Raw genomic sequence first — 12,592 nt, forward strand, 5'->3', positions numbered from 1 at the left:
GTCAGCCGACGATCGCCTCGAGGTTGGACTGGGTGCTCTGCAGGATGGTGGCCGGGTCGGCGTCCTTCAGCGTCGCAAGCTGCGCGTTGAGGTCAGTGAACACGTCGGACACGCCGTCGTTGGTCGGCACGCCCTGGGCGTAGTCCGCGCCGGCGAGGAATGCCTGCAGGTCAGGGTTGTCGGCCGTCCACTGGTCGGCGGCGGACTGCACGGACGGCATCGGACCGAACGCCTCGGAGAACGCGAGCTGCTGCTCGGCGCTGGTCAGGTACTGGACGAGGTCGAGCGCGCCCTGCTGGTTGGGGCTGTCGGCAGCCATGCCCCAGCAGTTCGTGAACTGCAGCGTGCCCTGCCCCGCAGGTCCCGCGGGCAGCTCGACGACGAGGGGGTCGACATCGGGGAAGTCGCCCAGGGCGCCGGTGATCCAGTTGCCCTCGATGGTCATCGCGCCGAGCTGCTTGCCCAGCGCTTCGCCACCCCAGCCGGCCCCGACGTCCGCAGCGTACGCGAACGTACCGTCGGTCAGGTGCTCCTTGACGTAGGTCAGTGCCTCGGTGTTCTCAGGGCTGTCCGCGACGGCCTCAGTGCCGTCCTCGGAGACGAGCCGGCCGCCCGCTTGCGCCATGAACGCCCCGACACGCTGATACTCGCCGCTGAAGACCAGGCCGGTGGTGTCGCCGGTGGTGAGCTTCTCCGCGGCGGCCGCGAGGGAGTCCCAATCGGTCGGGATGTCGGCGTCGGTCAGCCCCGCTGCATCCCACAGGTTCTTGTTGATGATGAGCTGGAGCGTCGAGAAGTCCTTCGGGGCGCAGTAGAACTGGTCGTCGTAGGTGAAGTTCTGCACGAGCGACGGGTAGAAGTCGTCCTTGTTCTCGAGCATGTCGCCGTAGGCGATGACGGAGCCGTTGTCGGCGTAGCCGGCGAGGAGCTCGGTCGCGAGGTAGAAGAGGTCCGGCGGGTTGCCACCGGCGAAGCCCTGCGAGAGCTGCTGCGTCAGGTCGGTCGCGGCGATGACCTCGACGTCGATGCCGGACTCCTCCGACCACGCGGCGACGGCATCGTTGACCGCCGCGGTCTCGGCGTCGCCGGACGAGCCGATCATCACGGTGAGCGCGTCATCCGACGACGTGAGCTCACCGCCGCCGTCGGGTCCGCCGGACGCGGCGGGTCCGTCGTCGAAACCAGATCCGCCGCAGCCTGCCAGCGCGAGTGTCGTGGCGAGGCCGATCCCGCCGAGGGCCATCAGTCGTCTGCTCTGTCGCATGTCCGCATCTCCTTCGATCCCGGTGCTGCGATCGTTCCGACCGTGCTGATCTCGGTCGACTTTGAACGATCAAATTGTGGAATGCTGACCAACGTAAGAGGGTGGTCCCATCACTGTCAAGAGGCGGGGGTGCGCCGATGGGTGAAAAGTCGATAACGATCGAGGACGTGGCGCAGGCGGCCGGCGTCTCGCGTCAGACGGTCAGCAACGTGCTCAACACGCCCGCCATCGTCAAGGCGACGACGCGCGAGCGGGTGCAGGACGCGATCGCGAAGCTCGGTTATGCGCCGCACGCGTCGGCGCGCCGCCTCCGCACCCGGCGGAGCGCCACGATCGGCATCCATCTCGATCCCTATGCGGGCGGCATCTCGGGCGTCGTGCTCGACCGCTTCGTCCACGCGCTCACCGAGAGCGCGGGCGACCGCGGGCTGCGGGTGCTCGTCTATGCGGCATCCGATGAGGACGAGGAGATCCGCCGGATGTCGGAGCTCGTCGACGCCGGCGACGTCGAGGCGGTCGTCGTCACCGGCACGCGCTACGGCGATCGACGCATCGCATGGCTCACCGAGCGAGGGGTGCCCTTCGTCTCCTTCGGCCGACCCTGGGATGCGTCGCCCCACGATGACGCCGCGCACCTGTGGGTCGACGTCGACGGCGCCTCCGGCACTCGGGCCGCGACCGAGCACGCGCTGTCGGTCGGGCCGAGGGTGGCGTTCCTGGGGTGGCCGGCCGGATCGCCGACCGGTGACGACCGCGAGCGCGGCTGGCGCGAGGCGATGATGGATGCCGGGGCGAGCCCGGATCTGCGACTGTCGGCCGAGGAGCGCGTCGCCGACGCGCGTGACCGGGTCGTCGAGCTGCTCGGGGCGGCGGACGTCGACGCGATCGTGTGCGCCAGTGACACCCTCGCCGTCGGCGCCCACGTCGCCGCGGTGGCGGCGCACCACTCCGACCTCGTGATCATCGGCTTCGACAACACCCCCGCCGTCGAGGCGCTGGGCCTGCCGAGCGTCGAGCAGCTCCCCGAGCTCGTCGCCGCGGGGACCCTCGACCTGCTGATGGCGGGCGGCACCCGCATCGAGCGGCGCGCCGCGGGGAGCGGCGTCGCGCACGTGCTCGTCCAGCCGAGGCTCGTCATCCGCTGAGCGTCGTCGGGCAGGGTATGCATTCGAACGGAGATCTGCGTTCGCGCGGGTGATCAGCGCCGGATGCGTCCTCGTTGCTGCAGATCTGCGCTGGAACGTCGGCGGATGCCGGGCCTCAGCGCCGCCCGATGCGGCGCGACAGCTCGGCCGCGGCGTCGCCGGCAAGGTCCACCAGACGCGCCGGGTCGACGTCGGCGTCCTCCGGCCAGGTGACGGCGAGGGCGGCTGCGGGCCAGTCGGCGTGGTCGCGGACGGCGACGCCGACCGAGCGGAATCCGAGGGTCACCTCACCATCCTCGCTCGCGTGTCCGTCCGCGCGCGCCTGGCGGAGCAGCTCGCGCAGCTCGCTCGGGCGCTGCGGGCCACGATCGGTGCGGGCGGTGAACGCGCCGGCATCCGGATACAGCGCCCGCACCTGCTCGCGGGGGAGCGCCGCCAGCATCGCGCGGCCCGTCGCGGTCAGGTGCGCGGGCAGCCGGACGCCGACGTCGGTGATGAGGGCGGGGCGTCGCGGGGCTCGCTCCTCGACGATGTACAGGACGTCGCGCCCCGTCATGACGGCGAGGTGCGCGCTCTCGCCGGCGCGGTCGGCGAGTTGCGCGACGATGGGGCGTCCGAGCCGTGCGAGCGGTTCCTGCCGCGCGTAGCCGCCGGCGAGCTCGAAGGCCGCGGTGCCGAGTCCCCACCGCCGGTCGCCTTCGAGGTGGACGACGAACCCGTGGGCCTCCATCGCGGCGAGCAGGTGGTAGACGCTCGAGCGCGGAAGGTCGAGCTGCGTCGCGATCGTCTGCGCCGCGACCGGTCCCCGCTGGCGGGCGAGGAGGGTGAGGATGCGGAGGGTGTGGTCCGCCGCGGGGACCTTAGGCCTGTCGGGGATCGGCGCCCGCGGCCCGTCTGGGATCGGCGCCCGTTGCCTGTCTGGGATCACAGACACAGGATGCCACGACCGCCTCCCGCGGACCGTCGCCGCGCGCTGGAATCGACGCATGCCCGTCCTCACCGCCGTCACCCTCGGGGACGCCCCGCTCACCCCGGCCGAGGTCGTCGCCGTCGCCCGCCATGACGCGCACGTCGTCGTCTCGGACGCGGCGCTCGCCCGCACCGCCGAGACCCGCGCGCTCATCGAGCGACTCGCCGACGATCCCCAGCCGCACTACGGCATCTCGACCGGCTTCGGGGCCCTCGCGACGACGTTCATCGCGCCCGACCGGCGCCGTCAGCTGCAGGCGAGCCTCATCCGCTCGCACGCCGCCGGGACCGGACCCGAGGTCGAGCGGGAGGTGGTCCGCGCGCTGCACCTGCTGCGCCTGCAGACCCTCGCGACCGGCCGCACCGGCGTGCGTCCCGTGGTCGTCGAGACGTACGCCGCGATGCTCAACGCCGGGATCACCCCGATCGTGCACGAGTACGGCTCGCTCGGCTGCTCCGGCGACCTCGCCCCCCTCTCGCACATCGCGCTCGCCGCGCTCGGCGAGGGGCCGGTCCGCACGGCGGACGGCACGAAGGTCGACGCCGCCGAGGCGCTGGCGGCCGCCGGCATCCGCCCCCTCGTCCTCGAGGAGAAGGAGGGGCTCGCCCTCATCAACGGCACCGACGGCATGCTCGGGATGCTGTCGCTCGCCCTCGCGGACCTCGACACCCTCCTCGCGACCGCCGACCTGGCCGCCGCGCTGTCGGTCGAGAGTCAGCTCGGCACCGATGCGGTCTTCGCCGCGGACCTCATGGGACTCCGCCCGCAGTCGGGGCAGGCCGTGTCGGCCGCGAACCTGCGCCACGCGCTCGCCGATTCGCCGATCGTCGCGAGCCACCGCGACCCGGCCGTCTGCACCCGCGTGCAGGACGCCTACTCGCTCCGCTGCTCGCCGCAGGTGCACGGCGCCGCGCGCGACACCCTCGACCACGCCCGCATGGTCGCCGAGCGCGAGCTCGCGTCTGCCGTCGACAACCCGGTTGTGACCCCCGACGGGCGCGTCGAGTCGAACGGCAACTTCCACGGCGCGCCGGTCGCGTACGTCTTGGATTTCCTCGCGATCGCGGTCGCCGACGTCGCCTCGATCTCGGAGCGCCGCACCGACCGCGCACTCGACCGCACGCGCAGCAACGGGCTGCCGCCGTTCCTCGCTGACGAGGTCGGCGTCGACAGCGGCCTCATGATCGCCCAGTACGCCGCCGCGGGCATCGTCTCGGAGCTCAAACGCCTCGCCGTGCCGGCATCCGTCGACTCGATCCCGTCGTCGGCGATGCAGGAGGACCACGTCTCGATGGGCTGGGCCGCCGCGCGCAAGCTCCGCCGCGCGATCGACGGCCTCGCCCGCGTGATCGCGATCGAGGTGGTGACGGGATGCCGCGCCCTCGACCTGCGCGCCCCGCTGCGGCCCGCGCCGGTCACCGGGGCCGTCCGCGACCTGGTCCGCACGGTCGTCGAGGGGCCCGGGCCCGACCGCTTCGTCGCCCCTGACCTCGAGGCCGCGACGCAGCTCGTCGTCTCGGGCGAGGTCGCCCGCGCCGCGTTCGCACCCGCCAGCGAGCGGACATCCGCCGCCGCGAGGACGAATCGCCCTGAATCCGTCCGCTCGAGCGCAGATCTCCGCTCGAGCGCCGCACCGTTCGAAGGAGAACAGGCATGACCGACACCACCACGACCCGCACCGTCCGCGCCGACCGCGGCGCCGAGAGGACAGCCCTGACCCGCACCGTCCGAGCGGAGCGAGGCGCCGAGAGGACAGCGAAGAGCTGGGGCGCCGAGGCGGCGAAGCGGATGCTGATGAACAACCTCGACCCCGACGTCGCCGAGCACCCGGAGGACCTCGTCGTCTACGGCGGCACCGGCAAGGCGGCCCGCACGTGGGAGGCGTACGACGCGATCGTCCGCACCCTCGACGAGCTCGAGCCCGACGAGACGCTGCTCGTGCAATCCGGCAAGCCGGTCGGCGTGTTCCGCACGCACGAGTGGGCGCCCCGCGTGCTCATCGCGAACTCGAACCTCGTCGGTGACTGGGCGACGTGGCCCGAGTTCCGCCGCCTCGAGCACCTCGGTCTGACGATGTACGGACAGATGACCGCGGGCTCCTGGATCTACATCGGGACGCAGGGCATCCTGCAAGGCACGTACGAGACGTTCGCCGCCGTCGCGCGCTCGCTCGGCCGCGACTCGCTCGCGGGCACGCTCACCCTGACCGGCGGCGCGGGCGGCATGGGCGGCGCGCAGCCGCTCGCCGTCACGATAAACGGGGGAGCGGTCCTCGTCGTCGACGTCGACGAGTCGCGCCTGCGTCGCCGTGTCGAGCACGGCTACCTCGACGAGCACACCGCCGACCTCGACGCCGCGATCCAGCGCGCCGTGGCCGCCAAGGACGCCGGCGAGGCGCGCTCCATCGGCGTCGTGGGGAACGCGGCCGACGTCTTCCCGGAGCTCCTGGCCCGCGGCATCCCGATCGACATCGTCACGGACCAGACGAGCGCGCACGACCCGCTCGCGTACCTGCCCTCGGGCGTCGCATTCGAGGATTGGAAGGCCGAGGCGGCCGCCGACCCCGAGGGGTTCACCGAGCGCTCGCGGGTCTCCATGGCGCGGCACGTCGAGGCGATGGTCGGGTTCCAGGATGCCGGTGCCGCGGTCTTCGACTACGGCAACTCGATCCGCCGCGAGGCCGAACTCGGCGGTTACGACCGCGCGTTCGCCTTCCCCGGGTTCGTGCCCGCCTACATTCGGCCGCTGTTCGCGGAGGGCAAGGGGCCGTTCCGCTGGGTGGCGCTGTCGGGCGACCCCGAGGACATCGCGAAGACCGACCGCGCCGTCGCGGAGCTTTTCCCCGACGACGCCCCCCTGCACCGTTGGCTCGAGAAGGCGGCCGACAAGGTGCAGGTCGAGGGCCTCCCCGCCCGCATCTGCTGGCTCGGGTACAAGGAGCGCCATCTCGCGGGGCTCAAGTTCAACGAGATGGTCGCGTCGGGCGAGCTGTCTGGGCCCATCGTCATCGGCCGCGACCACCTCGACGCGGGCTCCGTCGCGAGCCCGTACCGCGAGACCGAGGCGATGGCCGACGGCTCCGACGCGATCGCCGACTGGCCGCTGCTGAACGCGCTGCTGAACACGGCATCGGGCGCCGCCTGGGTGTCGATCCACCACGGCGGCGGGGTCGGCATCGGCCGCTCCATCCACGCCGGTCAGGTCACCGTCGCCGACGGCACCCCGCTCGCCGCCGAGAAGCTCGCGCGGGTGCTCGTGAACGATCCCGGGACCGGCGTCATGCGCCACGTCGACGCCGGGTACGACCGCGCGAAGGAGGTCGCCCGCGAACGCGGCCTCACCATCCCCATGCTGGACGCATGACGTGGCGACGCTGTTCACGGGCATCGCCGAACTGACGACGAACGCGGATGCCGCGGCCCCGACCGCGACGATCGCCGACGCCGCCCTCCTCGTCGACGAGGGCCGGGTCGCGTGGTCGGGTGCGGCCGCTGACGCCGAGACTGCACTCGGAGCCCGAGACAGCGGTCTGTTGCCGCAGTCTCGAGCTGTGGGTGCAGTCTCGCGGTCGGAGGCCGGGGTCACGCGCGTCGATCTCGGCGGCCGCGCCGTGATCCCGGGGTTCGTCGACAGTCACACGCACCTCGTGTTCGCCGGCGACCGGGCCGACGAGTTCGAGGCGCGGATGACCGGCGTGCCGTATGCCGCGGGCGGCATCCGTCGCACCGTCGCCGCGACGCGAGAGGCGACGGACGACGAACTGCGCGTGCGGCTCGCCGCGCTCGTCGCCGAACTGCGTGCGCAGGGGACGACGACGTTCGAGGTGAAGACGGGCTACGACCTCACCGTCGACGGCGAGGCGCGGCTCGCGCGACTCGCGGCTGAGGTCACCGACGAGGTGACCTACCTCGGCGCGCACGTCGTGCCCGAGGGTGCGGAGCGTGCGGCGTACGTCGACCTCGTGTGCGACGGCATGCTCGCAGCCGCCAGGCCGCACGTCCGCTGGGTCGACGTGTTCTGCGAGCGCGGCGCGTTCACCGAGGCCGAGAGTGAGCGCATCCTCCGCGCGGGAGTGGATGCCGGGCTCGGCGTCCGCGTGCACGGCAACCAGTTGGGCGAGGGCCCTGGCGTGCAGCTGGCGGTGCGGCTGGGCGCGGCATCCGTCGACCACTGCACCCACCTGACGGATGCCGACATCGCGGCCCTCGCGGGATCGGACACCGTCGCCACCCTGCTGCCCGGTGTCGAGTTCTCGACGCGGCAGCCGTACCCCGACGCACGTCGCCTCATCGACGCCGGTGTGACCGTGGCGCTCGCGAGCGACTGCAACCCGGGGTCGTGCTTCACGAGCTCGATGCCGCTCATGATCGCCCTCGCGGTGCGCGAGATGGGCATGACGGTCGGCGAAGCCGTGTGGGCGGCGACCGCCGGGGGAGCGAGGGCGCTGCGCCGCAGCGACGTCGGCCACCTCGGCGTGGGGGCGCGTGCCGATCTGGTGGTGCTGGATGCCCCGAGCAGGCGCCACCTCGCCTATCGCCCGGGCGTACCGCTCGTGCACCGCGTCTATCGCGGCGGCGAGGAGCTCAGTCCGCGCTGACGTCCCGCGGGGTGTCGACGCTCCACCGAGCCGGCGGCACGGATGTTGCGACGTCCCAGTCGTCGGTGTCCCAGATGAACGTGGCCACCGCGCACGTGGGCATCGCACCGATGCCGCCGTCCGACAGCTGCTCGGCGAGCACCGTCATTCCCGGGTCGTGCGCGACGACGACCACGTCGGTCACGCCGCTCGCCGCGGCTGATGCGAGCAGACGCGCGCCGGGCGCACCGTAGAGTCCCTCGTCGGTCTCGACGTCGAGCCCGAGCGCGTCGGCGAACGCCTGCGCCGTCGTGCGCGCCCGGACGGCGGTCGACGACAGGATGCGGGCGGGTCGCACCCCGGTCGTCGCGAGCCGTCGCGCCATCACCGGCGCGTCGCGGCGACCGCGGTCGTTCAGGGGACGCTCGTGGTCGTCCTGACCGGTGCCCCAGTCGCTCTTGGCGTGACGGACGAGGATGAGGGTGATCATGCGAGAGCCCTTCCGGCGAGGAGTTCCAGGACGCAGAGCGCGGCGAGTCTGACGGTGCGGCCGTCCGGGGCATCCGCGGTCGCGTCGACCTCGACGACGTCGGCGCTCACGACGCGCCGGTCGCCGGTCGCCGCGCGGACGAGGGCGCGCAGCTCCCACGCCTCGAGGCCGCCGGGGACGGATGCCGGGCACCCCGGCGCGACGGAGCGGTCGCACACGTCCACGTCGATGTCGAGGTGCACGTCGCCGGCGGCACCGGCGATCGACAGGGCCTGGATCATGACGTCCTCGGCGCCGCGTCGGCGGACCTCGTCGAGGGTGATGACGGTGATGCCGAGGTCGGCGGCTCGCTGCGCGTACGCGACCGAGTTGGCGAAGTCGGCGATGCCGATCTGCACGATCCGCCGCGGGTCGAGGCCGTCCTCGACGAGGCGGCGGACGGGCGAACCGTTCGAGACGCCGTCGCGCAGGTCGAAGTGGGCATCCAGCGTGATCAGCCCCGACACGCCGGCGCCCTGCGCGGTCGCATAGGTCACCGAGTTGTCGCCGCCGAGCGCGATCACGAGGCCCGCGCCGTCGGCACGCAGCTCGCGGACGCGGTCGCGCACCCGGGCCTCGCCCTCGGGGCCATCCGGGTCGTCGACGTCACCGGCGTCCGCGACGCGCAGCGCCTCGGTCAGGTCGACCGGGGGAGGGCCGAGCAGCGTCGGGCTGAACCGGCGGAGCGCCTCACGGACCGCGGTCGGCGTCGCGTGCGCACCTGTGGGCGACAGCGACGTGCGGAAGGCGGGGAGGCCGAGCAGGACGGCATCCATCCGTCCGTCGGGTGCGGGCCAGTCGCCGGCGCGGGGCCAGAGTGGGTCTGCGGAGAGGGGAGGGTCGGTCGAGAGCGCCATGGTCAGGGCAGCAGCAGGTGGGCGACGGTGAAGATCGCGAGTCCCGCGAGGGCGCCGACGATCGTGCCGTTCAGGCGGATGTACTGCAGGTCGCGGCCGACCTGCAGCTCGATCTTCTGGCTCGTCTCATCGGCGTCCCAACGCTCGACGGTGTCGGTGATGATCGAGGCGATGTCGTGTCGGTAGCGGTCGACGAGGAAGACGGCGGCGTCGGCGATGCGCTTGTCGACGCGCTGCTGCAGCGCCGTGTCGCTCGCCAGGCGGTCGCCCAGGTCGCCGAGGGCGGCGGTGACGCGCCGACGCAGCGGACTGTCCTCGTCGGCGAGCGAGCGCAGAAGCCCGGCCTTCGCGGTGTTCCAGGCGTCGGCGGCGAGGGCGCGCACGCGCGGGCTGTCGAAGACGGCGCTCTTCGCACCCTCGAGCCGGCCGATGGTCTCGGGGTCGTGCTGCAGGTTGTCGGCGAGGCGTTCGAGGTACTGGTCGAGCGCCTTCCGGGCCGGGTGGTCGGGGTCGCGCTGCACGGCCGCGACGAACTTCGTGGCCTCGTGGTAGACGGTGTCGTCGACGAGGCGCATGGCGACCGACGGCACCCACGACGGCAGACGCCGCGAGACGAGTCCGTCGAAGGCCTCGCGGTTCGCGTCGAGCCAGCGGGCGATGCTGTCGACGCCCAGGTCGACCGCGCCGCGGTGGGCGTCGGCATCCACCACCCGCGACAGCCAGGTGCCGAGCGAGGGACCCCAGGACGGCGACAGCAGGTGCTCGTGCGCGAGGTCGCTGATGAGGTCCTGCACCTCGTCGTCGCTGAGGGCGGTGAGGATGCCGGTGGCCATCGTCGAGGCCTCCGCCGCCACGGTCTTCGCATGCGCGGGGTCCTGCAGCCAGGTGCCTGCGGTGCGGGCGATGTTCGTCGACTCGAGCTTCTGGCGGACGACACCGCCCTCGAGGAAGTTCGTCTCGACGAATTCGCCGAGTGTGCGCCCGATCTCGTCCTTGCGCCTCGGGATGATCGCCGTGTGGGGGATCTTGATGCCGAGCGGATGCCGGAACAGCGCCGTCACCGCGAACCAGTCCGCGAGCGCACCGACCATGCCGCCCTCGGCGGCGGCGCGCACGTACCCCCAGCCCGAGATGTCCTTCTCGAGGATGAAGGCGATGACGAAGACGATCGCCATGAAGACGAGGGCACCGAGCGCGACGGCCTTCATGGTGCGGAGCCCGCGGGAGCGCTGCTGGTCGGCGGCGCTCAGCGAGTCGTACGGGATGCGGGCCATTCGGCCATCCTGCCACGGCGCCTCTCAGGCACCGGGGAGACTCACGGCTCGATCGGACCCAACCAGGCGTTCGCGAGCGCGCTGTGGACCGACTCGGGATCGGAGGGGTGGAACATGCCGGCGAGGACGTCGCGGTAGAGCCGGCTGAGCTCGTTCCGGGTGAAGAACGAGGAGCCGCCCGCCACGAGCATCGCCTCGTCGACGACCTGCTTCGCCGCCGTGACCGCGTGGTGCTTGATCGCGGACAGCTTCGGGAACCACATCGCACCGTGGTCGACGAGCCCGTCGACGTCGGCTGCGAGGGTCTCGACCTGCACCGGCAGGGCGTCGTACGCGAGGGCCATGTCGGCCACGCGCCACCGGATGTCGGGATCCTGACTGTAGGTGCGGCCCGTCTTCTTCGAGGTGCGCGAGCGGGCGGTCTCCACTGCCAGGTCGAGCGCGCGGCGGGCGATCCCCGTGTAGACGGAGGCCAGCAGGATCTCGAAGGCGCTGAAGATCCCGAAGACGAGCGGGTCGGGGCTCGGACCCACCGGCAGGCGGCGGACGATCCGGTCCGCCGGGGCGACGGCGCCGTGCAGCTCGGTCGTCCGGGACTGCGTTCCGCGCATGCCGAGGGTGTCCCAGTCGTCGCGGGTCACGACGGCGTCGCTCCGGGGGACGAACGCGAACACCAGTCGCGGGTCGTCCGGATCGGATGTGTCGAGGCCGTGGAGCCCCAGGTGCGTCCACACCGGTGCGAGCGACGTGAAGATCTTGGTGCCCGTGAAGGCGTACGAGCCGCCCGGCCGGGGCGCGGCATCCGTGTCGCTGCCGAACAGCACGAGGTCGTTGCCCGCTTCGCTGATGCCGAATGCGAAGACCTCGCCGGCCGCGGCGCCCTCCTGCACGAAGCGGAGCGCGTCGTCGCCGCGGTCCGCCATCACCTTCGCGACGCCCGTCCAGACGAGGTGCATGTTGATCGCGAGCGCGGTTGCGGGGGCGGCGCCCGCGAGCCGCTGCTGCAGGACGGATGCCTCGCGCAGGCCCAGTCCCGCGCCGCCGAGCCCGGCGGGAACGAGGATCGCGAGGTAGCCGGCGGCGCGGAGGTCGGCGAGGTCCTCCTCGGGGAAGACGTTCGCGGCATCGACGGCGGCGGCGCGCGAGCGGATGCGCTCGAGCAGGTCGTCCGGCAGATGGGCGCCGGGATCGAAGGTCATGACGGCAGCCCCCAGGTGGTGAGCGTGTGAAGGAGTGCCGCGGCGGCGGCATCCGGATCATCCCGATGCGGCGAGTGCCCTGTGCCCGGGACGACCGACATCGTGACGACCGGGTTCCGCCGCACCTCTTCGGCGAGGCCCCCCGTGAAGATGGAGTAGACCGCGGGATCGCCGCCGATCACGTGGGTCGGAACGGACAGGCGGGATGCCGCGTCGCGCACGTCCCAGGGGGTGTTCTGCTCGCTCGTCTGCTCCACCGCGTACCGGCTGGCCTGGGCGGCGGCGACCGCCTTCAGCTCGACGTCGAGATCGAGCCAGTCGGGGTGCGCCGCGCGGACCGCGGTGGCGGAGGTGTCGGCGAACGCCTGCTCCTGACTGGCCCGGACGACGTCGCGATCGGCGTCGGCGAGGTGGATGGCGGGGTCGACGAGCACGAGGTGCCGGGTCCACGCCGGGGTGTCAGCGCTCGCCACCGTGGCCGCCGCGCCGCCGAGGGAATGGCCGAGGACGAGGTCCCACGGCTCGTCGTCCGACGGGCCGGTGTGACGGAGGTCGGCGGCGTAGGCGTCGATGCCGTAGTCGAGGGTGCGGGGCGCGGCGCCATGGCCCCGGAGGTCCACGGCATCCACCCGCCAGCCGGCGTCCGCCAGGGCGACGGCGTAGCGCCACATGAGCGCGCCGCTCGACCCGAGCCCGTGGACGAGGAGGGCGTGATGTTCGGCGCGCGGGTCGCCCCAGCTCAGCCGGGGGAGGGTGACGGGTGACGGCATGCTCTCAG

General features: G+C 72.6%; 11 protein-coding genes. 4 read left to right on the top strand and 7 right to left on the bottom strand.

Annotation, left to right across the window (positions count from 1 at the left end):
• Nucleotide 1 precedes the first annotated feature (1 nt).
• On the bottom strand, nucleotides 2-1,264 hold the full coding sequence (locus KZX17_RS09715) for an extracellular solute-binding protein (RefSeq protein ID WP_248172572.1): 1,263 nt from the start codon (nucleotides 1,262-1,264) through the stop codon (nucleotides 2-4).
• Nucleotides 1,265-1,401: 137 nt separating this feature from the next.
• Here KZX17_RS09715 and KZX17_RS09720 point away from each other — a divergent pair, with 137 nt between their 5' ends.
• Nucleotides 1,402-2,409 (top strand): LacI family DNA-binding transcriptional regulator, encoded by a 1,008-nt coding sequence (locus KZX17_RS09720; protein WP_248172574.1) that lies wholly within the window; start codon nucleotides 1,402-1,404, stop codon nucleotides 2,407-2,409.
• A 115-nt stretch (nucleotides 2,410-2,524) separates the two neighbouring features.
• Here the strand turns inward: KZX17_RS09720 and KZX17_RS09725 are convergent, their stop codons facing one another.
• On the bottom strand, nucleotides 2,525-3,343 hold the full coding sequence (locus tag KZX17_RS09725) for an IclR family transcriptional regulator (protein ID WP_374107951.1): 819 nt from the start codon (nucleotides 3,341-3,343) through the stop codon (nucleotides 2,525-2,527).
• A 52-nt stretch (nucleotides 3,344-3,395) separates the two neighbouring features.
• On the opposite strand from KZX17_RS09725, the gene hutH reads away from it, so the two are divergent.
• The 3 genes from hutH to hutI are packed head-to-tail and all read left to right on the top strand — an operon-like array spanning nucleotide 3,396 to nucleotide 7,976.
• Complete coding sequence (gene hutH / locus KZX17_RS09730) at nucleotides 3,396-5,036, top strand: histidine ammonia-lyase (protein ID WP_248172576.1); 1,641 nt, start codon at nucleotides 3,396-3,398, stop codon at nucleotides 5,034-5,036.
• On the top strand, nucleotides 5,033-6,742 hold the full coding sequence (gene hutU / locus KZX17_RS09735) for a urocanate hydratase (protein ID WP_248172578.1): 1,710 nt from the start codon (nucleotides 5,033-5,035) through the stop codon (nucleotides 6,740-6,742). Before hutH ends, hutU begins: the two co-directional genes overlap by 4 nt.
• Before the next feature lies 1 nt (nucleotide 6,743).
• Entirely contained in the window at nucleotides 6,744-7,976 is a 1,233-nt protein-coding gene (gene hutI / locus KZX17_RS09740) for an imidazolonepropionase (RefSeq protein ID WP_248172581.1), read from the top strand.
• Here the strand turns inward: hutI and KZX17_RS09745 are convergent.
• The 5 genes from KZX17_RS09745 to KZX17_RS09765 all read right to left on the bottom strand — a co-directional run bounded on the left by KZX17_RS09745 (nucleotide 7,963) and on the right by KZX17_RS09765 (nucleotide 12,584).
• Nucleotides 7,963-8,445, bottom strand: a complete 483-nt coding sequence (locus tag KZX17_RS09745; RefSeq protein ID WP_248172584.1) for a histidine phosphatase family protein — start codon at nucleotides 8,443-8,445, stop codon at nucleotides 7,963-7,965. The two genes, hutI and KZX17_RS09745, sit on opposite strands and share 14 nt — an antisense overlap.
• Nucleotides 8,442-9,260 (bottom strand): arginase family protein, encoded by an 819-nt coding sequence (locus KZX17_RS09750; RefSeq protein WP_248174785.1) that lies wholly within the window; start codon nucleotides 9,258-9,260, stop codon nucleotides 8,442-8,444. Before KZX17_RS09750 ends, KZX17_RS09745 begins: the two co-directional genes overlap by 4 nt.
• An 83-nt stretch (nucleotides 9,261-9,343) precedes the next feature.
• Nucleotides 9,344-10,615, bottom strand: a complete 1,272-nt coding sequence (locus KZX17_RS09755; RefSeq protein WP_248172587.1) for a DUF445 domain-containing protein — start codon at nucleotides 10,613-10,615, stop codon at nucleotides 9,344-9,346.
• Nucleotides 10,616-10,656: 41 nt separating this feature from the next.
• Nucleotides 10,657-11,814: an acyl-CoA dehydrogenase family protein gene (locus tag KZX17_RS09760; RefSeq protein ID WP_248172590.1), complete on the bottom strand. Its 1,158-nt coding sequence runs from the start codon at nucleotides 11,812-11,814 to the stop codon at nucleotides 10,657-10,659.
• The gene (locus KZX17_RS09765) at nucleotides 11,811-12,584 is read right to left on the bottom strand and encodes an alpha/beta fold hydrolase (protein ID WP_248172593.1); all 774 of its coding nucleotides are present in this window, start codon (nucleotides 12,582-12,584) and stop codon (nucleotides 11,811-11,813) included. The genes KZX17_RS09760 and KZX17_RS09765 overlap by 4 nt, the downstream gene beginning before the upstream one ends.
• Nucleotides 12,585-12,592: the final 8 nt, after the last annotated feature.

The sequence above is a fragment of the Microbacterium sp. EYE_78 genome (assembly GCF_023149035.1).
GTDB lineage: Bacteria > Actinomycetota > Actinomycetes > Actinomycetales > Microbacteriaceae > Microbacterium.

Excerpts from the sequence above, each read along its gene's own strand:
- KZX17_RS09715 (WP_248172572.1), bottom strand. The coding sequence starts at position 1,264 with ATGCGACAGAGCAGACGACTGATGGCCCTCGGCGGGATCGGCCTCGCC.
- KZX17_RS09720 (WP_248172574.1), top strand. The coding sequence starts at position 1,402 with ATGGGTGAAAAGTCGATAACGATCGAGGACGTGGCGCAGGCGGCCGGC.
- hutH (WP_248172576.1), top strand. The coding sequence starts at position 3,396 with ATGCCCGTCCTCACCGCCGTCACCCTCGGGGACGCCCCGCTCACCCCG.
- hutU (WP_248172578.1), top strand. The coding sequence starts at position 5,033 with ATGACCGACACCACCACGACCCGCACCGTCCGCGCCGACCGCGGCGCC.
- KZX17_RS09745 (WP_248172584.1), bottom strand. The coding sequence starts at position 8,445 with ATGATCACCCTCATCCTCGTCCGTCACGCCAAGAGCGACTGGGGCACC.
- KZX17_RS09750 (WP_248174785.1), bottom strand. The coding sequence starts at position 9,260 with ATGGATGCCGTCCTGCTCGGCCTCCCCGCCTTCCGCACGTCGCTGTCG.
- KZX17_RS09755 (WP_248172587.1), bottom strand. The coding sequence starts at position 10,615 with ATGGCCCGCATCCCGTACGACTCGCTGAGCGCCGCCGACCAGCAGCGC.
- KZX17_RS09760 (WP_248172590.1), bottom strand. The coding sequence starts at position 11,814 with ATGACCTTCGATCCCGGCGCCCATCTGCCGGACGACCTGCTCGAGCGC.
- KZX17_RS09765 (WP_248172593.1), bottom strand. The coding sequence starts at position 12,584 with ATGCCGTCACCCGTCACCCTCCCCCGGCTGAGCTGGGGCGACCCGCGC.